General features: G+C 56.0%; 18 protein-coding genes and 1 other RNA gene. 5 read left to right on the top strand and 14 right to left on the bottom strand.

The genetic code is table 11. From position 1 onward, the window contains the following. Positions 1 to 7: 7 nt before the first annotated feature. Entirely contained in the window at positions 8 to 709 is a 702-nt protein-coding gene (locus tag NF347_RS12320; protein WP_161953389.1) for an HAD family hydrolase, read from the top strand. 269 nt (positions 710 to 978) lie between these two features. After that, complete coding sequence (locus NF347_RS12315; RefSeq protein ID WP_107035415.1) at positions 979 to 2,286, top strand: inositol-3-phosphate synthase; 1,308 nt, start codon at positions 979 to 981, stop codon at positions 2,284 to 2,286. A 113-nt stretch (positions 2,287 to 2,399) separates the two neighbouring features. On the opposite strand, the gene NF347_RS12310 is transcribed toward NF347_RS12315, so the two are convergent. From NF347_RS12310 to panB, 5 genes are all read right to left on the bottom strand, one after another. Further along, a complete protein-coding gene (locus NF347_RS12310) occupies positions 2,400 to 2,951 on the bottom strand; it encodes a DUF308 domain-containing protein (protein WP_161553876.1) in 552 nt (183 codons plus the stop codon). Between the two features lie 57 nt (positions 2,952 to 3,008). Then, complete coding sequence (locus NF347_RS12305; RefSeq protein ID WP_107035413.1) at positions 3,009 to 3,512, bottom strand: CvpA family protein; 504 nt, start codon at positions 3,510 to 3,512, stop codon at positions 3,009 to 3,011. Between the two features lie 64 nt (positions 3,513 to 3,576). After that, complete coding sequence (gene dnaG / locus NF347_RS12300) at positions 3,577 to 5,778, bottom strand: DNA primase (protein WP_107035412.1); 2,202 nt, start codon at positions 5,776 to 5,778, stop codon at positions 3,577 to 3,579. Positions 5,779 to 5,790: 12 nt separating this feature from the next. Next, positions 5,791 to 7,161 carry an MATE family efflux transporter gene (locus NF347_RS12295; protein WP_107035411.1) on the bottom strand — a complete coding sequence of 457 codons (1,371 nt, stop codon included), beginning with the start codon at positions 7,159 to 7,161 and terminating at the stop codon, positions 5,791 to 5,793. Beyond that, positions 7,148 to 7,969, bottom strand: a complete 822-nt coding sequence (panB, locus tag NF347_RS12290) for a 3-methyl-2-oxobutanoate hydroxymethyltransferase (protein WP_107035410.1) — start codon at positions 7,967 to 7,969, stop codon at positions 7,148 to 7,150. The genes NF347_RS12295 and panB overlap by 14 nt, the downstream gene beginning before the upstream one ends. 147 nt (positions 7,970 to 8,116) lie before the next feature. Here panB and NF347_RS12285 point away from each other — a divergent pair, with 147 nt between their 5' ends. Further along, complete coding sequence (locus NF347_RS12285; protein WP_107035409.1) at positions 8,117 to 9,205, top strand: mannose-1-phosphate guanylyltransferase; 1,089 nt, start codon at positions 8,117 to 8,119, stop codon at positions 9,203 to 9,205. A gap of 96 nt (positions 9,206 to 9,301) precedes the next feature. On the opposite strand, the gene NF347_RS12280 is transcribed toward NF347_RS12285, so the two are convergent. Beyond that, positions 9,302 to 9,763 (bottom strand): Lrp/AsnC family transcriptional regulator, encoded by a 462-nt coding sequence (locus tag NF347_RS12280; RefSeq protein ID WP_107035408.1) that lies wholly within the window; start codon positions 9,761 to 9,763, stop codon positions 9,302 to 9,304. Between the two features lie 204 nt (positions 9,764 to 9,967). On the opposite strand from NF347_RS12280, the gene NF347_RS12275 reads away from it, so the two are divergent. After that, positions 9,968 to 10,588, top strand: coding sequence for an HAD family hydrolase (locus NF347_RS12275; RefSeq protein ID WP_107035407.1), 621 nt, complete (start codon positions 9,968 to 9,970; stop codon positions 10,586 to 10,588). Positions 10,589 to 10,644: 56 nt separating this feature from the next. Next, positions 10,645 to 11,601, top strand: a complete 957-nt coding sequence (gene ribF / locus NF347_RS12270) for a riboflavin biosynthesis protein RibF (protein ID WP_107035406.1) — start codon at positions 10,645 to 10,647, stop codon at positions 11,599 to 11,601. Here ribF and NF347_RS12265 read toward each other — a convergent pair. The 8 genes from NF347_RS12265 to NF347_RS12230 all read right to left on the bottom strand — a co-directional run bounded on the left by NF347_RS12265 (position 11,551) and on the right by NF347_RS12230 (position 19,637). Continuing rightward, positions 11,551 to 12,099: an RNA methyltransferase gene (locus NF347_RS12265; RefSeq protein ID WP_107035405.1), complete on the bottom strand. Its 549-nt coding sequence runs from the start codon at positions 12,097 to 12,099 to the stop codon at positions 11,551 to 11,553. The genes ribF and NF347_RS12265 overlap by 51 nt on opposite strands. Before the next feature lie 27 nt (positions 12,100 to 12,126). Continuing rightward, on the bottom strand, positions 12,127 to 13,398 hold the full coding sequence (gene serS / locus NF347_RS12260) for a serine--tRNA ligase (protein WP_107035404.1): 1,272 nt from the start codon (positions 13,396 to 13,398) through the stop codon (positions 12,127 to 12,129). A gap of 57 nt (positions 13,399 to 13,455) precedes the next feature. Then, the gene (locus tag NF347_RS12255; RefSeq protein WP_107035403.1) at positions 13,456 to 13,905 is read right to left on the bottom strand and encodes a GatB/YqeY domain-containing protein; all 450 of its coding nucleotides are present in this window, start codon (positions 13,903 to 13,905) and stop codon (positions 13,456 to 13,458) included. A 150-nt stretch (positions 13,906 to 14,055) separates the two neighbouring features. Beyond that, positions 14,056 to 15,987, bottom strand: a complete 1,932-nt coding sequence (locus NF347_RS12250) for a fimbrillin family protein (RefSeq protein WP_161553832.1) — start codon at positions 15,985 to 15,987, stop codon at positions 14,056 to 14,058. Positions 15,988 to 16,128: 141 nt separating this feature from the next. Next, positions 16,129 to 17,160: a DUF5119 domain-containing protein gene (locus NF347_RS12245; RefSeq protein WP_161553833.1), complete on the bottom strand. Its 1,032-nt coding sequence runs from the start codon at positions 17,158 to 17,160 to the stop codon at positions 16,129 to 16,131. 25 nt (positions 17,161 to 17,185) lie between these two features. After that, entirely contained in the window at positions 17,186 to 18,559 is a 1,374-nt protein-coding gene (locus NF347_RS12240) for a DUF3575 domain-containing protein (protein ID WP_128702237.1), read from the bottom strand. Positions 18,560 to 18,764: 205 nt separating this feature from the next. Next, positions 18,765 to 18,858, bottom strand: an RNA gene (gene ffs / locus NF347_RS12235) — signal recognition particle sRNA small type. 80 nt (positions 18,859 to 18,938) lie between these two features. Continuing rightward, positions 18,939 to 19,637 (bottom strand): HesA/MoeB/ThiF family protein, encoded by a 699-nt coding sequence (locus tag NF347_RS12230; RefSeq protein WP_107035399.1) that lies wholly within the window; start codon positions 19,635 to 19,637, stop codon positions 18,939 to 18,941. Positions 19,638 to 19,656: the final 19 nt, after the last annotated feature.

Here is a 19,656-nt window from a genome sequence, read left to right as displayed (position 1 = left end):
CACCACCATGGCCATAAAAGGAGTGATATTCGACTACGGCGGAACGATCGACAGCCGCGGAGTGCACTGGAGCGAGATCATCTGGGACGGATGGAAACTGGCCGGAGCCACGTTCGACAAAGATGCTTTCCGCAAAGCCTACGTGGCCACGGAGCGCCACTTCGCCACCCACCCGGTGGTACGTCCCGACTTCGACTTCCGGCAGCTCATGCAGGCAAAGACATCGACCGAAGCCGATTTTCTCCGGGCCGACGGCCATGCGGCCGACAGCCACATGGCGCTATCAGCCGCATCCTACTGCTACGACCGCGCACACGAATGCGTAGGAGAAGCCCGTCCGGTGATACAGGCCGTGACCGACCGGATGCCGGCCGTGCTCGTCAGCAACTTCTACGGCAACGTGGAGAGCGTGCTCGCTGACTTCGGACTCCGCCATCTTTTCGCCGCAGTCATAGAGAGCGCCGTGGCAGGAGTCAGGAAGCCTGACCCACAGATATTCCGGCTCGGAGTCGAAGCGCTCGGCCTTCAGCCTGAAGAGGTGCTCGTGGTCGGCGACAGCCTCAGGAAAGACATCCTCCCCGCCGAATCGATCGGATGCCGAACGGCATGGCTAAAAGGCAAAGGATGGACCGACGAAGAGGACCGCGCCACCCACCCCTCGCAGATAAGCGCACTTGCCGACATTCTCACCATCATCGGCAAACAATGACTTTATATCCGGCCAAAGCGTGATATACATACATTAACACAACTCCTTTTAGATAACCACATATTTATTTTATATTAACTCTTCATAATCCCAATTTGGCATCTTTAACTAATCAATATGAAGATAACTGTTGAAATTCTTTTGCAATTGAAAAAATAGGGGTAATTTTACGCTCGTTTTTCGGCTTTCGTCAAAAAGTCCGCCCTCTAAAGATTTTTTAACAACCAATTAAATCACTAACGTAATTTAATTTTAACAGATACTTAATTATGAGCAAATCAACTGTCAAGCCTGCAGAAGGAAAGCTCGGCGTACTCGTAGTAGGACTCGGCGCCGTATCATCGACCTTCATGACCGGCGTACTCATGGCCCGCAAAGGCCTCGCAAAGCCCGTCGGCTCGATGACGCAGTACGACAAAATCCGTGTAGGCAAAGGTGCTGACAAAAAATATCTGAAATACAACGAAATCGTGCCTATCGCCGACCTCAACGACATCGTGTTCGGCGCCTGGGACGTATATCCCGCCAACGCATACGAGAGCGCCATCAACTGCGAAGTGCTCAAGGAGAAGGACATCAACCCCGTGAAGGACGAACTCATTAAGATCGTTCCCATGAAGGCCGCCTTCGACAAGAATTATGCCAAGCGTCTCGACGGCGACAATGTGAAGGACGTCAAGGACCGCTGGGACATGACCGAACAGATCCGCGAGGATATCCGCCGCTTCAAGAAAGAGAACGGCGTCGACCGCGTGGTTGTGCTCTGGGCCGCTTCAACCGAGGTTTACGTGCCGGTTGACGAGAAAGTCCACAACACTCTCGCCGACCTCGAGGCTGCAATGAAAGCCGACGACAAAGAGCATATCGCTCCCTCGATGTGCTACGCCTACGCAGCACTCAAAGAGGGCGCACCCTTCATCATGGGCGCACCCAACACCACCGTCGACATCCCCGCCATGTGGGAGCTGTCGGAGCAGACCGGCATGCCCATCGCCGGCAAGGACTTCAAGACCGGACAGACACTCGTGAAGAGCGGCTTCGCACCCATCATCGGCACACGCTGTCTCGGCCTTTCGGGATGGTTCTCGACCAACATACTCGGCAACCGCGACGGACTCGTGCTCGACGAACCCGCCAACTTCCGCACCAAAGAGGTTTCAAAGCTCTCGACACTGGAGTCGATCCTCGTACCCGAAGAGCAGCCCGACCTCTACACCGACTACTACCACAAGGTGCGCATCAACTACTATCCCCCGCGCAACGACAACAAGGAGGGCTGGGACAACATCGACATCTTCGGATGGATGGGCTACCCCATGCAGATCAAGATCAACTTCCTCTGCCGCGACTCGATCCTCGCCGCTCCCCTCTGCCTCGACCTCGTGCTGCTCAGCGACCTCGCTGCACGCGCCGGACGTCACGGCATACAGCGCTTCCTCAGCTTCTTCCTCAAGAGCCCGATGCACGACTACACCAAGGGTGAGGTTCCCGTCAACCACCTCTTCCAGCAGTACGTCATGCTCAAGAACGCCATCCGCGAGATGGGCGGTTACGAGGCCGACGAGGAGATCGACTGATAAGCAGCCTCAGGTCCAACTGACAAACCTACAGATAATCGAGAAGCTGTCCCGCCCAGGCGGAGACAGCTTCTTCTATTATGGGAAAATGAAACTGAAGACAATGACATCGATCAGGCCGCGTCACGCGTGCGGCTCGGATGGGTGCTCACATGTTCAAGCACCGAGTTGATACTCGAAGCCACCAGCGAGATACCCATGATCAGCACCACGGCCGAATCCATATCCCTGACGCTCGAACACAGTATCACCACACCGGCGACGATCATCAGCACCGGGATCACATAAAACCACCACGGCAGCACGTAAGGCGAACTCCAGAACCGTATCACCACGATATGGAATATGCCGTAGAGCACCAGGATCGCACCGAATATATATGCCAGCAGACCCACGAAAAAAGCCGGAGTGACAAGCATCCATATACCCAGAGCCAACGCTCCGAGGCTCGCCACTATAGTGGATGAGGCCGCCGAATACTCCCCTTGGACATGCGAACGACGCGCTATTGCCGAAATAAAACTATAGGCGCCGGGGATCACGAGCATAAGACCCACAGCCATCACTATCCACTGAAGCACGTCAAGACGGCCGTGCCACACGATCAGCAGCACGCCCACAATAAATACAATAATTGTCGTTAACCAGTTGTTTGCCGTTTTCATAGTCGAAACTTTTTCTATTTCAAACGGCATCAGGCACTCAAATGTTCAATCTCCCGATCAGCTGGCACCCATGAACGAATCGCGCAGAAAACCCATCACAGCGGGCGCCATATCCATCACAGCCGCAAAAATCCGCCCACCCATCAGACGCGATGACACGAATATACCGCTGTCGGGCGATACCACTCTCCACAGATTCAGAAGCAGGCTCACCACAAGCCCCCATTTGAAAATCAGAAACACCGATCCGGCCACACTGTCGACCGCACCGAGCATCACGGCTCTGACCGACAGCCGCAGCATGCGGCCAAGCAGCCAGCAACCGCCCCACACCGCAACGAACAGCAGCCCGCAGCCTATGATGCGGGATGCATAGTCAGCCGGACTCTGACCGATCATACCGGCTACTGCGGCCGAGGCCTTGTCACCGGCCATCCTCACCGCAAACAGAGCCACGAGAATGCCCCCTATCGACGCTGCCTGACGTATGGCGCCCCTGCGGTAGCCTATGACTGCCGCGCCGAGCGCGAGAACGATTAATATGATATCTACGTATGACATAATGCTGTTGAAGTTTATAGCGGATCTACTTAATGCATGAATTTCACTGCCGGAAATCCACCCGTCAGTGGCGTCGCGGAGTGATCGTCCGCTCTCCAAGATAGGCGGCCAGACTCTTCTTGCTTTCGTTGAGCTGGCCCATGTCGGAGAGGATGCGGGTGCATGCCTCCGGATCGCTGCCACAGCGCCTCAGCTCCTCCCTCAGAGCCGCAAGACGCTGCTCTATGATAGCCTCCTTCAGGTTGTATATTGCCATCGGCACCAGCTCTATGAGCTTATCGCGCTCCGTTTCCACGCGCGAAAACTTCGAATGTATCTTGCTCAGCTTATGCCGCTCGCTCACGAGCGACAGAGTCACCTTCCTGACCGTATCGTCGGAGTCCACGCCGAGCTCGCGGCTTATGAACGTGCGCGAGGCCTCCTCCATCCCCTCGTCGACCATCGACGTCACACTCTGCTGCAGCTCCTGCTCGCAGCGCTCTATCTCGGCCATATCCATCGCCGTGCGCCGTATCTCCTCGCGCCCGGCCTCCAGACGCTCGTCGCGGGCCTGCTCAAGCCGCTGCCGCTGCCGGGCTATATAGTCGGGCCACGCACGCGCCATAAGACTGCGGGCGGCCGCATACGTATCGGCGTATGGCGGATACGAGAACTGCAGCATATCCTGCTCCAGAAGCGAAGCCACCACCTCGATCACATTCATCGGATAGGTATGCCCCTGGTCATCGGTCATATCAGCGAGATACAGCGGACCGTAGCGCAGCACGTAGCGCAATATCTCGCGCTCATAAGGCGCCAGACGGTTGGCCGGCGAAGCCTGTGCCACCGCGGCATTCCCGGCGGCCTGTCGCGCCACATCGGGTGCGGGCGTGGCGGCTGCCGGTGCCGTCGACGACTGCTCCTCCCAGCTGCGGCGCGCCTGCCGGGCACGATCCTCCGTGGCCTGGCGCTCCGCACGGGCGGCCATCTCGCGGCGCACCTGCAGCGTCAGCAGCTCCTCGCTGATACCGAACCGACGGCTGCATTCGGCTATATACGTGGTGCGGAGCATCATCTCGGGTATCACGGCTATGGTGCGCACGATCTCCGTCATAGCCCGGCTGCGCGCTATCGGATCACGGTCGGTATCCTTCATCAGGATATCGGTCTTGAACTTCACGAAATCACCCTCGTTCTCCTCTATGTAGCGTTCCACCTCCGACGACGGATGGCTCTGTGCGAAAGAGTCGGGATCGTCGCCGTCGGGCAACAGCAGCACCTTCACCATCAGACCCTCCGCAAGCAGCAGGTCGATGCCGCGCAGCGACGCCTTGATGCCCGCCGGATCTGAGTCGTAGATCACCGTCACGTTTTCCGTAAAACGGTGTATGAGCCTGATCTGCCCCTCCGTGAGCGATGTGCCCGACGAAGCCACGACATTCTCAATGCCCGCCTGATGCATGGATATGACATCCATATAGCCCTCCACAAGTATGCACTTGTCCTTGCGCACTATCGAAGGCTTGGCCTGATAAAGGCCGTATAGTTCCGTACTCTTGTGGTAGATGACGCTTTCAGGCGAATTGACATACTTCGCCATCGTCTTGTCGGAGCGCAGAGTGCGCCCTCCGAAGCCCACCACCTTGCCCGAAAGCGTGAATATCGGATATATCACCCTCGCACGGAAGCGGTCGCTTATGCCGCCACCTTCGTGACGTATGATCAGCCCCGTCTTCTCAAGAAACTCGTCGGTATATCCCGCACGGAGAGCCTCCGTGCGCAGAGCGTCGCGGCGGTCGAGCGAATATCCCAGATGGAAGCGCTCTATCATGCGCTCGTCGATGCCGCGCTGACGGAAATAGGCCAGTCCGATATCGCGGCCCTCCTGGGTCTGCTGTATGTTGCGCTCAAACCAACGCATGGCGAAGTCGTTGACCGCAAGCATACTCTCTCGCTCCGATGCCTCATGACGCTCCTCGTCGGTCAGCTCACGCTCCTCAATCGTTATGCCATATTTTCGGGCGAGAATTCGCAGTGCTCCGGGATAGTCCACCTGCTCCACCTCCATGATGAAGCCCACCGGCGAACCACCCTTGCCGCAACTGAAACATTTGCAGAAATTGCGCGATTTCGACACCGAAAACGACGGCGTGCGCTCGTTGTGGAACGGACACAGCCCTATATAGCCGCTTCCGCGCTTCTTAAGGCGCACATAATCGCTCACCACCTCCACTATGTCGGCGGTGTCGTTGATCTTTCTTACTGTAGCATCGTCGATCCTTGCCATGGCACGGCAAAGTTACGAAATCTTTCGGTTTCGGCGCGTATGACGGATGAAATAGGCCAGAAACAGCACCGCCGCCAGAAACAGCGACACCGAGAAACTCAGCAATATGCCGTAGATACCCATTGAGGCCGTGAAAGCCATCAGATACGTCACAGGCATACCCACCACCACGTAGCTCACAAAAGCGATCCACACCATCGGCATCACCTTCGAAGTGCCGCGCAGAGCGTTGGCGAAGTTGATCTGAGTGGCGTCGCAATACTGATATAGGACCAGCGGCACTATAAGCGACACGGCAGTGGCTGTCACAGCCGGATCGCGGGTAAACTGTCGTATGATCTCCGGTCCGAAGAAAATGAAAGCGGCCGACGCCGAAGTGGCCAGAGCCAGAAGTATGTGATAACCTGAAAAAGCCGTGCGGCGCATCAGACGCCGGTCGGACAGACCGGCAGCGTTGCTCACCAGCACCGACACCGCTGCTGCCATGCTGTAGTAGACACAGAATCCTAAAGTGCCTATGATCACAGTGATCTGAAATGCCGCAAGCTCTATCGCGCCGAGCCATCCGGCCATGACCGCCGCGGCCGAGAACGATCCCGACTCGAAGGTCATCTGCATGGCCACAGGCCACGATGTGTGCCCCACGAGCCGCCACTGTTCCGAAGTGATACTCCCATCGGCAAATCCCCGGCGATACTCGCGGTAGTCACCACGGAAAGCAAACACACAGATTATAGCCGCCGGACACACCAGACGCGCCACAAGAGTCGAAATACCCGCACCGGTGAGACCAAGTTCCGGACACCCCCAGTGGCCGTAGATCAGCAGCCAGTTGCCGGCGATATTGAGCACGTTGGCACCCAGTATGATCCACATGGGCATACGGGTGCGCTGAATGGCGTAGGCCCACTGCGCGAACACATTGAACAGAGCCACAGGAACCACGCCCGACAGATATATCAGATAGTAGGGACGCATCACCGGCAGCAGCTCCGCAGGCTGACCCATGCGGTGGAGATTGAAATATACCACCGTCATTACGGCCGTCACCAGCAGCGCGAACGCTACATTGACGGCCACACCGTTGCGCAGCAGCGACCCTATGGAACGAAACCGCCCCTGCGTGAACAGCGAGCCTACAAGAGGGGTCAGCCCGTAGGTGAATCCAACGCACGCGAATATGCACACGTTGAAGAGATTGTTGACAAACGATGCCGAAGCCAGAGCCTCCGTCGAGTAGAGACCCACCATTTTCGTATCGGCAAAGCCCACGACAATCATCCCGAGCTGCCCGATAAGTATCGGGAGCCCGAGACGTATTATCTGAAGATATGTGACCCGACGGCCCGGCAGCTCATGCCCCGGAGCGTCAGTATTGCTCATCGGCGTTGGGGAAATCGGTGTTTTTCACATCCTCGACGTAGCGGCTCACACCGGCGTTGATCACCGTGGCCAGGTCGGCATAGCGGCGCAGGAATTTAGGCGAGAAACCATGATTCATGCCCATCATGTCCTGAAACACGAGGATCTGACCGTCGACGCCCGATCCGGCACCGATGCCGATCACCGGCACGCTCACCTGCGAGGCCACACGCTGAGCAAGCGCCGCAGGCACCTTCTCAAGCACTATGGCGAAGCACCCCAGCTCATCGAGCATACGCGCGTCCTCCTCAAGCTTGCGCGCCTCGGCCTCCTCTTTGGCTCTGACATTGTAGGTGCCGAACTTATTTATCGACTGCGGAGTGAGTCCCAGATGCCCCATCACGGGAATGCCGGCCGTCAATATGCGCTCTATCGACTCGCGTATCTCCGCGCCGCCCTCAAGCTTCACGGCCTCGGCTCCGGCCTCCTTCATCACGCGCACGGCCGACGCCAGAGCCTCCTTCGAATTGCCCTGATACGTGCCGAACGGCAGATCCACCACCACCAGCGCACGCTTCACAGCCCGCGTGACACCCTTTGCATACGTGATCATCTCGTCGAGAGTGATCGGCAGAGTCGTGAGATTGCCGGCCATGACATTGGAGGCCGAATCACCCACCAGTATCAGATCCACACCCGCCTCATCGACGAGCGAAGCTATAGTGAAATCGTATGATGTCAGGCAAGCTATCTTCTCGCCACGCCGCTTCATCTCGATCAGGCGACGTGTGGTCACCTTGGTTTTCTTCTGTTCGGTATATGTCGACATTTCTATAATAATTTGAAATTCCGTGCAAATTTAGTCGATTTTTCCTTAATCGTATCCCGCCGGATAGGAAATATCGAAATATTTCCTTAATTTAGCCGTGTAAACTTTTTGAAAGACCCACTTAATTACCATATTCAAGACACAATCATGAACGCCAACAACCACAGATACTGCGTGATAATGTGCGGAGGCATCGGAAGCCGGTTCTGGCCCTACAGCCGCACACGCATGCCCAAACAGTTTATCGACTTTCTTGGCACCGGCCGCTCGCTGCTCCAGATGAGCTACGACCGCATACTCCCGCTGGTGGATCCGGCTCATATCATAGTGGTCACCAACGCCACATACGCGCCCATAGTCAGGCAGCAGCTTCCTGAACTGTCCGACAGCCAGATACTCCTTGAGCCATGCCGCCGCAACACAGCTCCGTGCATTGCCTGGGCCGTCCGCCACATACGCGCATGCGATCCCGAGGCAAGCATGATAGTCACCCCGAGCGACCATCTGATCACCAACGAACGAATGTTTGAGGACTGCGTGCGCCGCGGATTCGAGTTTGTCGAGAGCCACGACGCCCTGCTGACACTCGGCATACACCCCACACGTCCCGAGACCGGCTACGGCTACATACAGATCGACAAGGAAGTCGAACCGGGATTCCTCAAGGTGAAGACATTCGTCGAAAAACCCGACATAGATCTGGCCAGAGTATTTGTCGATTCCGGCGAATTCTACTGGAATTCAGGCATATTTCTCTGGAGCGCCAAAGCCATATCGAAAGCCTTCAGCGATCTTGCGCCCGACCTTGACCAGGAATTCGAAAAGGGCGAAGGCGTGTTCGGCACTCCCGGTGAGACAGCGTTTATCAACGAGCATTTCCCCTCATGTCCGAGCATATCGGTCGACTTCGCCATCATGGAAAAGGCATCTAACGTCTACGTCGAATGCGCCAGCTTCGGATGGAGCGATCTCGGCACATGGTCAGCGCTCTACGACAACTCGCCAAAAAACCGCGAGAGCAACGTCACACAGAACTGCAATGTCATCACCTACGACTCGACCGGCAACATTTTCGCCGTCCGGCAGCCCGACAAGCTCGTTGTGACCGCCGGACTCAACGACTACATCATAGCCGACGCCGGCGACGTATTGCTTATATGCCCCAAAGAGCGTGAGCAGGATATAAAACGCATCGTCAACGACGTGCAGGAACGATTCAACGGCAAATTCCTCTGATCTCTGCCGGACGGTCCGCTAAAAACCACAGTGCCATGCATCGCGCTCGCGATGCATGGCACTGTGGTTTTACTTCTGCTGTCAGAGCACGTCCGACTAACGCTTGTCGACAGGCAGTCCCCGCACAAGACCCGGATCGAGCGATATGAGAGTCTCGGTACCCGTCACTCCGGCGATATTCTGTATCTTGCCGTTGAGAAGCTCCATCAGATGCTCGTTGTCGCGGGCATATACCTTGATGAGCATCGTGTACGGACCCGTCGTATAGTGACACTCCACCACCTCCGGTATCTTCTCAAGTTCCGGCACCACGTGGCGGTACATGGCGCCACGTTCGAGATTGACCCCTATGAACGTGCACGTGTGAAAACCCAGCGCACCCGGATTGATATGATAACCCGAGCCGGTGATCACACCCATATCGGTCAGACGCTGTATCCGCTGATGCACCGCCGCACGCGAAATACCGCATTCGAGCGCCACGTCCTTCGAGGGTATGCGGGCGTTGCCTATGATGATGCTCAGTATCTTTCTGTCAAGATTGTCGATTTTATCCATTCCCGAGATTCTGTATACATTTACCCATGCTAATGCCTGTCAGAGGCTCTTTTCAATTACAAAATTATACATTTTTCATTACTCCGGCAACATTTTGCATAATCACCTTGCGTGCCCGATTGCGAACAAATTGCTATATTTGCATCACGAAAACGACACGAACCAATCTTACCCAACAAACCAGAACACAATACCACACCTGATATGCCACGCAACCTTCTCTTCGACCTCGGCGGAGTAATAATGGACATACGCCGCGACGACTGCCTCGAAGCTTTCCGCAGCCTCGGCATGGAGCATCCCGAAAACCTTATCGGAGAATACGTGCAGAACGGCCCGTTCGGACAGCTCGAATCGGGCGAGATTTCGGTCGCACAGTTCCACGACGCTATCCGTACACAGCTTCCCGAAGGGGTCACCGACCAGCAGATCGACCGCGCTTTCTGCGCATTCATCACCGGACTCCCCCAGCCACGGCTTGCCGCACTGCGCCACCTGCGCAAGCGTCGCGGAGTGTATCTGCTGAGCAACACCAACCCCATCATGTGGCGCGGCGTCATCGCCGAGGAGTTTCTCAAGGAGGGACTGCGTCGCGAAGACTACTTCGACGGCATCGTCACATCATTCGAAGCCAAATGCATGAAACCCGACGAGCGCATATTCCGCCGCGTGGAGGAATCGTTCGGCATCCGCCCCGAGGAAACACTCTTCCTCGACGACTCGCAGGCCAATCTCGAAGCAGCCGCACGCCTCGGATACAAAACGATGCTCGTGGCGCCCGGAACCGAATTCGCCGATCTGCTCGCAGCCGAAGGCATAGCCTGATCTGGCAACAGCAGTGAGCACCTGAGCACGATAAACGCCACTCCGTAAAAGCCGATATGGAACTGACTATCAATCCCCGCGACACCGACACACGACCGTCGATAGTCACCGTCGGGATGTTCGACGGCCTGCACCTCGGCCACCGGTTTCTGCTCTCTACGCTCGACGACATTGCGTCGCAACGCGATCTGCGCCCCGTAGCGCTGACATTCGACCGCCATCCGCTTGACCTCATCGACCCTCTGCGCGCTCCCGCCATGCTCGCCCCGCTCCAAGAAAGGCTCCGGATGATGGCCTCATGCGGAGCGACTCCCGGAGTGATCAGATTTGACGAAACCACCCGACTGCTTTCAGCAAGCCGATTCATGCAACAGCTCCGCACGAAGCTCCACGCCGCAGTGCTACTCATGGGATTCAACCACCGGCTCGGTCACGACCGCCTGTCGACACCCGACGAATACCGCCGCGCTGCCTATAGCGCCGGCATTGAAGTCATGTTTGCACCCGGATATCCTCACCATTTCGGAGGAGCGCCTATCTCATCAACGGCCATACGCGCGGCGCTTGCCGAAGGCGACACACGCCTGGCAGCTGAAATGCTCGGCCGTCCATACACGCTTGAGGGCACCGTAATCGGCGGAAAAAAGATCGGACGCACAATCGGCTTCCCCACCGCCAATATAAGCGTAGAACCGGCCCTGATGCTCATACCGGCCCATGGAGTCTACGCTGCCAGAGCCACCATTGCCTCAGGAGCCTCATATCCCGCCATGGTCAATATAGGAGTGAGGCCCACGGTCGATTTGACCGAGAGCCCCACTGTAAGCGTTGAAGCGCATCTGATAGGATATGAAGGCGACCTTTACGGAAGCCGCGTAGCCATTGCGTTCGTTGAGCGGATGCGCTCCGAAATGCGTTTCAGCTCCATTGACGGGCTGCGTGCCCGGCTGCAGGCCGACGCATCAGCCGCAAGCGCCATTCTGGCCGCCGAGACCTATAAAGAAATGCCATAAGGCAAGCCCGGTCGACACCGACACGTTGAGCGAATGCTTGGTGCCGCACTGCGGTATCTCCAGACACACGTCGGCCGCATCCACCGCCTCCTGACTGACACCGTGCACCTCATGTCCGGCCACGATCGCATAGCGCTCGCCCGGCTGCGGACGGAAATCCTGGAGCGCAACGCTCCCCTCCACCTGCTCGAGCACGCACAGCCTGTAGCCGTCCCCGCGAAGATCCTCCAGACATTCGGCCGTCGACGCATAGTAGCGCCATTCCACCGAATCCTCCGCCCCAAGAGCGGTCTTGTGGATCTCCACCGACGGCGGCACGGCTGTGATGCCGCAAAGCATCACACGCTCAGCCATGAAAGCGTCGGAGGTGCGGAATATCGAGCCAATATTGTTGAGCGAGCGAATATTGTCGAGCACCACCGTCACCGGAAGTTTTTTCTTCGCACGGTAAGCGTCGAGCGAGTCGCGACCCAGATCCGTTATGCTCTTCTTCTTCATTGCCGGCTCTCTGCTGCTGCTGACTGATCAGTCGATGATATCAAATCCGGTATAGCGGCGCAGACACTCCGGCACCACTATGCCCCGCGGCGTCTGGTTGTTTTCGAGCAGAGCCGCCATTATTCGCGGCAGAGCAAGCGCCGAACCGTTGAGAGTGTGACACAGGCGGGTCTTCTTGTCGGCATCGCGGTAGCGACACTTCAGACGGTTGGCCTGATAGGTCTCGAAGTTGCTTACCGACGACACTTCGAGCCAGCGCTTCTGCGCGCCCGACCACACCTCGAAGTCAAACGTTATAGCCGAAGTGAAGCTCATGTCGCCGCCGCAGAGACGGAGTATGTGCCAGGGCAGACCGAGCTTTTCGAGCAGTCCCTGCACGTGAGCCTTCATCTCCTCGAGAGCTGCGTAAGAATTCTCGGGCTTCTCTATCCTCACGATCTCCACCTTGTCGAACTGATGCAGACGGTTAAGACCTCTGACATCCTTGCCGTAGCTGCCCGCCTCGCGACGGAAACATGCCGAGTAGGCGCAGTTCTTCACCGGAAGCTGGCTCTCGGAGAGGATCACGTCGCGGTAGAGATTGGTCACAGGCACCTCGGCCGTGGGTATGAGATAGAGATTGTCCTCGCCTACGTAATACATCTGACCCTCCTTGTCGGGGAGCTGTCCGGTGCCGTAGCCCGAAGCCTCGTTGACCACGTAGGGGGGCTGAATCTCAAGATAACCCGCTTCGGAAGCCTGATCGAGGAAAAACTGTATCAGAGCGCGCTGCAGTTTGGCGCCCTTCCCTTTGTAGACCGGGAAACCGGCGCCGGTGATCTTCACTCCTAAATCGAAATCGATCAGATCATATTTCTTTGCAAGATCCCAGTGAGGCATGGCGTCGGCGCCGAGATCGGGCATAGGACCGCCGGTAAGCTCCACTACATTGTCCTCGGCGCTCAGTCCGGCCGGCACAGCCTCGCAAGGGATATTGGGCACCGTCAGGAGTATCTCGCGCATACGGCGTTCGGTGTCGGCCAGACTGTCGGCCACATCCTTCTGCTCACCTTTGAGGGCAGCCACCTGCTGCTTGGCCTGCTCGGCCTCATCCTTCTTGCCCTGTTTCATCAGCGCGCCTATCGAGGCGGCAAGCTTGTTAAGCTCTGCCGCACGGGTGTCGTTGGAGAGCTGAAGCTGACGGCGCTGCGCGTCAAGCTCCATTATTGCGTCGATCGGGCCGCGGCCGTCGAATCCTTTGACAGCCAGACGCTCCACGATCTTGTCGGGATTTTCCTTTATCTGTTGAAGAGTAAGCATTTCCTGAAATTTCTTTGTTTATTTACAACCATTCTATTGACATCTCGCTGAGCGATATCAGGCGAGCAGCTCCCTGACCTTGGCCGATATGACACGGCCGTCGGCACGTCCGGCAAGCGCCTTCGAGGCCACTCCCATCACCTTGCCCATCTCCTTTGCCGAGGTGGCGCCGGTCTGCTCGATGATTTTTTTCAGCTCGGCCACAAGCTCCTCCTCCGAAAGCTGACCGGGAAGATACTCCTCGATCACCGCAGCCTCGGCAAGCTCACCGGCGGCAAGCTCCGGACGGTTCTGCTGCGAGTATATCTCGGCAGTCTCGCGACGCTGCTTCACCATTTTTGTCATTATCCTGACAGCCGTTTCGTCGCTCAGAGTACCGTCCGATCCCTTCGCTGTCTTGGCTTCGAGAAATTCCTTTTTGATGCCGCGCAGTGTTTCAAGCCTCACCTGGTCGCGGGCAAGCATTGCAGCCTTTATATCGGCGCTGATGCGTTCAAACATATCCATAGTCGTGGTTTTTGTCCGGTTGATTTTATAACACGCAAAATTACTAAATTCAGTCCACTATTCAATGACAATCTGTCGCGCTTGTAAAAAAAGATTGCCGGAGGGCGCCGTAAGCCTCCGGCAATCATGCTGCTTTATCAGCAGGGACCGTCATTTTTTCTTTTTGTGTCCCTCCTCGGGAGTATAATAATCCTCCATGTCGACAGGTATGTCGCGGTTGTTCCATTCGTCCACGACCACTCTGAAGTCTATGGCCTTGCTCAGCACGGGATCACCCTGCTTCTTGCCCACCCATTTCTTTTTGGAGTTCATGGTTCCCGGGTCGCGCAGACGACACTGCTGCGAGGGAATGATCTCATATCTGCCGGCATAATCCTGTCCGGGAAGAGCCTTCCAGTTTTCGCGGCATGCGGTCGATATATCGCCGTCGATACCTACGCCGCCCATACCGAAGTCGAAGTCGTCGGGCGGATATATGCCGGCGCCGCTGTTCGGCCCCATGAATTCGAGTATGTAGGTGTATTTGTAGCCCGGTTCCCACTTGTCGTCGATAGGCACGCACACCCATGCAAACTGCTTCTCGACATCTCGCCAGCCGATCGAGTAGTTCACGTCGGGATAGCGGTACCCGTAGTTGTCTATAGGCTTGCCGGTGGTCTTGTCGTAGATCACGCCCTCGGCGTCGACAGGATTGCCGTTGTTGTCGATACGCTGTGTCGGATCATCCTCGCTGTACATCGGCAGCCCGGTTTCGTTGTTGACCGGAAATCCCTCGTCGTCAAGACGGTTGCCGATATTGTCCCAGGGTATGCCGTCGGCATTGACCGGCAGTCCGTTGATATTCCACTTCTCAGGGTCGGTATAGGGAAAGAGTATGTGGCGGTGGGTATGGTTTTCATCGCCGTGGATCATCCACACCTGTATGGCGAGCAATATGTAGGCTCCGTGGTTGTTGGGCTTGCCCTCCTCGTCGTAGAACTGCTGCTTGGGATCCTCCTCACGGTTTTTGTTGTAAGGCACGAGCTGCTGCGGGAGCAGGAGCATATTGGTGGAATCCATACCCTCATGCTCGGTGTTCTTGCTGGTAAGCAGATGGCTGATATATGGCGAAGCCTGGATATTGTCGGTCACGAGGTGGTCGCAGACACCGTCGCCGTTGTAGTCGGTGTGGTGTCCTGGCGAAGGATCTGGCCAGTTCTCGTCGTCAGGTGTACCTGTAGTGCCATCGCCGTCGGCTCTTGAACGCCCACGGGTTGACTCGGTATTGTCACCACCCTCGTCCGGAACTACCGGAAGAGTGCTCGCTTCGCTGATAGAATGTCCGAGCATCACAGGTTCGGGGAAAAACCATCCGTAATGGCTGCGGTTGGAGCCGTTGAGCAGCTTGTCCTCATCGACCACATTCGCATCATCGAAGTTCTGTCGTCCGGGAAGAGTCCAGTAGAGCTGGTCGTCGCCTATACCGCTCACCTTGGCCTGCGGAAAGGTCACGTCGCCGTTGTTGATGATGTTGCAGAACCATGCTCCGGCCACCATCACGCGGGTATTGTTGTTGGGCGAATACGCCTTAAGTTCTATCTGCGACAGAGCGTGATGGAAATGCAGCTCCACACCGCTCACCTCGTCGTTGTATGACCGCTTGTGCTCTATGATCAGATCCTCCTGCTCCTGCGGACGCTGATAGGGACGGAAGTCATGGATCATCTGTTTGGCAGCGGTGATGTCAATGCGTCGTCCCTCCTCGGGAGTGCTGCTGTGGGGGAGGAAACTGTTGCGGCTGTAGTGGCCGTTTATGCCCGATATGAAACGATAGGCGTAATAGTCCACCCAGGCCGCGTCGCGGGGGTAGAAATAGGGTCCGCCCTCGATGCTCCAGTGGAGCGCATAATAGTTGTCCTCTATCTCGTCGGGATCTACCTTCGTCACGAGCAGATCGTGGAAAAATTCCAGACCGTCGGGACAGTAGGCGTAGATACGGAACGAGTCGAGATTTTCTGTCGTATGTATCAGCGAGGTGCGGCTGTGGGTATTGACCGAAGTGGTGAATCCTATCGGATCACCCTGGTCCTTGGCTGTAATCACATCGTCGATACAAGCTGTCAATGCGCTACATGAGACCAGCCCTACGGCGAAGAGCAAAGTGGAGTAACGATGCATTTTATTCGATTTTAAATGATTGGTTGTTTATATTCTGTTGTTAAATTCAAACATACTCTAAGCACGTCATTGCATCGGTATGATGATCGGCGGAGTCGGTATCCACGGATCCACCACCGGACCGAGATCGTTCATGCCGCACACATCCATATCGCGAACCACGATCTTGACGTAGGTTTCGCCATCCTGCTCGTCGACCTGACTGGTCACGTCCCACTCAAAGAAACGGCGCTCCTCCTGCTCATTGATCACGTAGCAGCAGAGCTTGTGCTTCGACCATGTCTCAGGATCGGTAGGGCAGTGGGGAAATGCGTAGAAATGGCCTTCGAGCACATTGTCGTCGGTCGGTACCATCGAGAAAGGCACGATGTTGTTGTCATCGCCCTGGCCTGGCACCTCCATGTGGTGGACGCGTACCTTTGATGGCAGTCCCGACAGCGTTCCGCTGACCTTCAGCACCGTTTCCAGACATCCTATGTTCTCTATTATCACATGATAGTGTATGACCACCGGCTTGGGATACATCGTCACCACCTGCGTGACACCCACCTGTCCGTGGATATTGTAGTCTTCGAGAGTATGTCCGTAGATTCCCTCCTGCGACGACTCCTTGACGCCCTCATCGTATGTTCCTTCGGCGCGTTTTATGTCATCATCCTCGGAGAAGTCGCCACCTCCGTCGGCTCTTATATCCATTCCGGCGAGTATATAGCTGTCGCGGGTATGGATGGTAAATGTCTTGTGCGACTCCTCGCCGCTGAAAGTGTATGTTTCCGTATCGGAGTTGAGGCATAGGAAATGGTAGTCGCCAACAGGAAGACTTATCGTACCGCCTTTGGAGCCTGCGAAGTCGAAACGTCTCGCCTTGCCCCCCTCTTTGGGATAGGCGTAGAAGGCCATCGACCTCACAGTGTATTCGGCTTCGGGAGCATCCCACCAGGCAAACTCCACACGAAGCATTCCGTCATGGGGATGATGCCAGCAGAATGGCTTGTGCTCGCAAGCCACCGACAGGATCAGCACTACGGACAAGGCCGTCAGACGCCTTATCATACGCCGTGACTTCGTGAGTGATATGTGATGTGATCTGAGTGTCATAATTCCATAAAGGGTCTGCTGCTGTCTACTTTTCCAGGTCTTCTTCGGTATTGACATTGCCATGTCCGAGCAACCACACAAGAGATACCTCCAGACGCGTGGGGCTTATCATCTTGCGGCGCTTTGTGGCTTTCCACACGTAGTGGTTGTCGATAGGCACATATTTGTAGAACTGTCCCCAGCTGTAGCCGAGTCCTATGGTGAAGTCGAGATTGAGCCGCGAAGTGATAGGCATTGAGTAGCCGTAGGCTATACCGGCCGCATGAGTCCATCTTCGGGCCTGATAACCCTTGCCGCCAAGCTCGAAGTCATAGGTCAGCATCTGGAAATACGGACCTATGTGATGGCCGCTGAAAGGCTTGCCCTGCGCTTTCTTGCCAAACCATTTCTTGATCGTCAGGTCACCGCCATAGTAGCGCCAGTACCAGTGGATGCGGTCGCTCTTCCACCAGGCATAGTTCCAGTTGATCTCGGCCGACCACCTTTTGCCCATATAGAAATCAATGCCAACATTCGGGATCAGGAACAGATCATAGAGCATATTGGTGCTCACGGTCATATAGAACGGACGGTCGGTCAGTATGTGGTAATACGGCATCGGAGGCGCTATGATGGTCGGGACATAGTTGAAGCGCTGCGGCCCGATCATAATGCGTGGCAGCGGCGGACGCGGATGCTCGTAGATGATCTGCACCTGCGATGCACGCAGTGACGGATAATACTTGTTGTAGAGATACATCCAGGGTATGGCCCAGTGGAGTTTCTTCAGACGCGGCATACGGTCGTCGGGAGTGCCGGGAGTGTCGATGATGCGCAACACCTCGTCGCGGTCAGGCACATCGGGGTCGGCAAGAACTATGCGCTTGAGTCCGCACCAGTCCACACCGGGATATTCGGCCGAGATGATCGACGGATCAAGCTCTACAGGCGAATTCTTGACCATATACTCCGTGATTCGGGCCGCACGCTGTTCCGAAAGCCATTTGTTGAATCGAGTCGTACCCTCAGGCGACGCACCACCCATGATACGGATCGCACGGACTTTGAGCGACGAGTCGCTCTTGATGCGTTGAAGCTCTACAAGAAAAGAGTCGAGTCGCTCGGCGTTGCGCTGGTATTTCGGCAGAAGATTGACCTTCGACTGGTGGAAGTATATGCGTATGCCCACAGTGTCCATCCGACCGCCTTCCGACTCTATGCTGACAGATATCGTGTCGTCGGGACACGCCTGAGGTGTGGACGAATAAAATTCGCCCTCTTTGGCGTTCTGTGCCCATGCCGGTGATATTGCGCCAAGAAGCATGAGAAGCACCCCGCAGACCCATCCCGCACGTGCGGATGACGATCCACGGCTGCTAAAGTAATTACAACCTGAATGATTATCTTCGTTAATATTCACGTCCTGTATACTTTTTCCTGCTGCGACTTTTCCTTAATTAACAACCCCTTGGAGGATGCCGGAAAGACCGACCGCTTCCATTTGCCTGCATTTCAGACTACAAATATAGCGCAAGAGTTATAAACTATCGCTATATCGTCTGATTTTTAACACAAAAAATGTGATTATTCTGAAAAATACCGATTTTTACCGCACAAAAAGTGGGTAAGCTATCTACATCGCACCGCTACGACCCGGTACCGCTGCTTCGATCAAGACCTGACGGAGTTCCCGGGGAGCTGGTCGTGTAGGACTTACCCACTGCAAAATTAGATAATATATCCGAAAACTACAAATTTATTTCGTCGTCAGTGTTTTTACCGACACATAATACACTATGTTACAGACTAAAAACATTAAAATCCATCGTCACGAGATCAAACGTCAGAAGACGGTCTGACAGCGGATCGCCCGTACGGGTGATGATCTTTATGACTTCGGCGGCCTGAAGCGAACCGGCCACACCGACGGCGGCATTGAGTATGCCGCGGCGGGCGCAGCCGCAGTCGCCGTCAGCGCGCGGCTCCGCACCGAAGATGTCGCGCATGGTGCGGTGTCCCGGAAGCTGGGTGAACAGCTGACCGCTGAAACGGTCGACAGCCGCATAGGCAAGCGGCTTTCCAAGCCTGGCGCAGGTGTCGCTTATGAGAAGCCGCGTCGGGAAGTTGTCGCAACAGTCGGCCACCACATCATATCCTTCTAACAAAGGTTCTATGTTTGAGGCATCCACCATCATATCGTGGGTCAGCACCACTACATCGGGATTGACACGCGTCATGGCCCGCCGGGCGCTCTCCGTCTTGGGAGTGCCTATGTCGGGAGTGCCATGCATTATCTGGCGCTGCAGATTGCTTATGCCTACAGTGTCGGCGTCGGCCACTCCTATCGTGCCAACACCGGCGGAGGCAAGATAGAGCGCCACCGGCGACCCGAGTCCGCCGGCGCCAACGATCAGCACGCGGGCCGAAGCCAGTGCCTGCTGTCCCGGAAGATCAATCTCGCACAAATTGAGATGACCCATGTATCGCTCGTTGTCCATGACATTTACTCTTAGAATT

The organism is Paramuribaculum intestinale (assembly GCF_030759015.1).
Lineage (GTDB): Bacteria > Bacteroidota > Bacteroidia > Bacteroidales > Muribaculaceae > Paramuribaculum > Paramuribaculum intestinale.
The sequence above is the reverse complement of the archived record's forward strand: the minus strand, read 5'-3'. Positions and strand labels throughout refer to the sequence as shown.

What these genes read in the sequence shown, in the direction of transcription:
- NF347_RS12255 (WP_107035403.1), bottom strand. Translation starts at nt 13,905, where the DNA reads ATGGATATGTTTGAACGCATCAGCGCCGATATAAAGGCTGCAATGCTT.
- ribF (WP_107035406.1), top strand. Translation starts at nt 10,645, where the DNA reads ATGGAACTGACTATCAATCCCCGCGACACCGACACACGACCGTCGATA.
- NF347_RS12265 (WP_107035405.1), bottom strand. Translation starts at nt 12,099, where the DNA reads ATGAAGAAGAAGAGCATAACGGATCTGGGTCGCGACTCGCTCGACGCT.
- dnaG (WP_107035412.1), bottom strand. Translation starts at nt 5,778, where the DNA reads ATGGCAAGGATCGACGATGCTACAGTAAGAAAGATCAACGACACCGCC.
- NF347_RS12295 (WP_107035411.1), bottom strand. Translation starts at nt 7,161, where the DNA reads ATGAGCAATACTGACGCTCCGGGGCATGAGCTGCCGGGCCGTCGGGTC.
- NF347_RS12280 (WP_107035408.1), bottom strand. Translation starts at nt 9,763, where the DNA reads ATGGATAAAATCGACAATCTTGACAGAAAGATACTGAGCATCATCATA.
- NF347_RS12310 (WP_161553876.1), bottom strand. Translation starts at nt 2,951, where the DNA reads ATGAAAACGGCAAACAACTGGTTAACGACAATTATTGTATTTATTGTG.
- NF347_RS12275 (WP_107035407.1), top strand. Translation starts at nt 9,968, where the DNA reads ATGCCACGCAACCTTCTCTTCGACCTCGGCGGAGTAATAATGGACATA.
- NF347_RS12245 (WP_161553833.1), bottom strand. Translation starts at nt 17,160, where the DNA reads ATGACACTCAGATCACATCACATATCACTCACGAAGTCACGGCGTATG.
- NF347_RS12315 (WP_107035415.1), top strand. Translation starts at nt 979, where the DNA reads ATGAGCAAATCAACTGTCAAGCCTGCAGAAGGAAAGCTCGGCGTACTC.
- serS (WP_107035404.1), bottom strand. Translation starts at nt 13,398, where the DNA reads ATGCTTACTCTTCAACAGATAAAGGAAAATCCCGACAAGATCGTGGAG.
- NF347_RS12230 (WP_107035399.1), bottom strand. Translation starts at nt 19,637, where the DNA reads ATGGACAACGAGCGATACATGGGTCATCTCAATTTGTGCGAGATTGAT.
- NF347_RS12320 (WP_161953389.1), top strand. Translation starts at nt 8, where the DNA reads ATGGCCATAAAAGGAGTGATATTCGACTACGGCGGAACGATCGACAGC.
- NF347_RS12305 (WP_107035413.1), bottom strand. Translation starts at nt 3,512, where the DNA reads ATGTCATACGTAGATATCATATTAATCGTTCTCGCGCTCGGCGCGGCA.
- panB (WP_107035410.1), bottom strand. Translation starts at nt 7,969, where the DNA reads ATGTCGACATATACCGAACAGAAGAAAACCAAGGTGACCACACGTCGC.
- NF347_RS12285 (WP_107035409.1), top strand. Translation starts at nt 8,117, where the DNA reads ATGAACGCCAACAACCACAGATACTGCGTGATAATGTGCGGAGGCATC.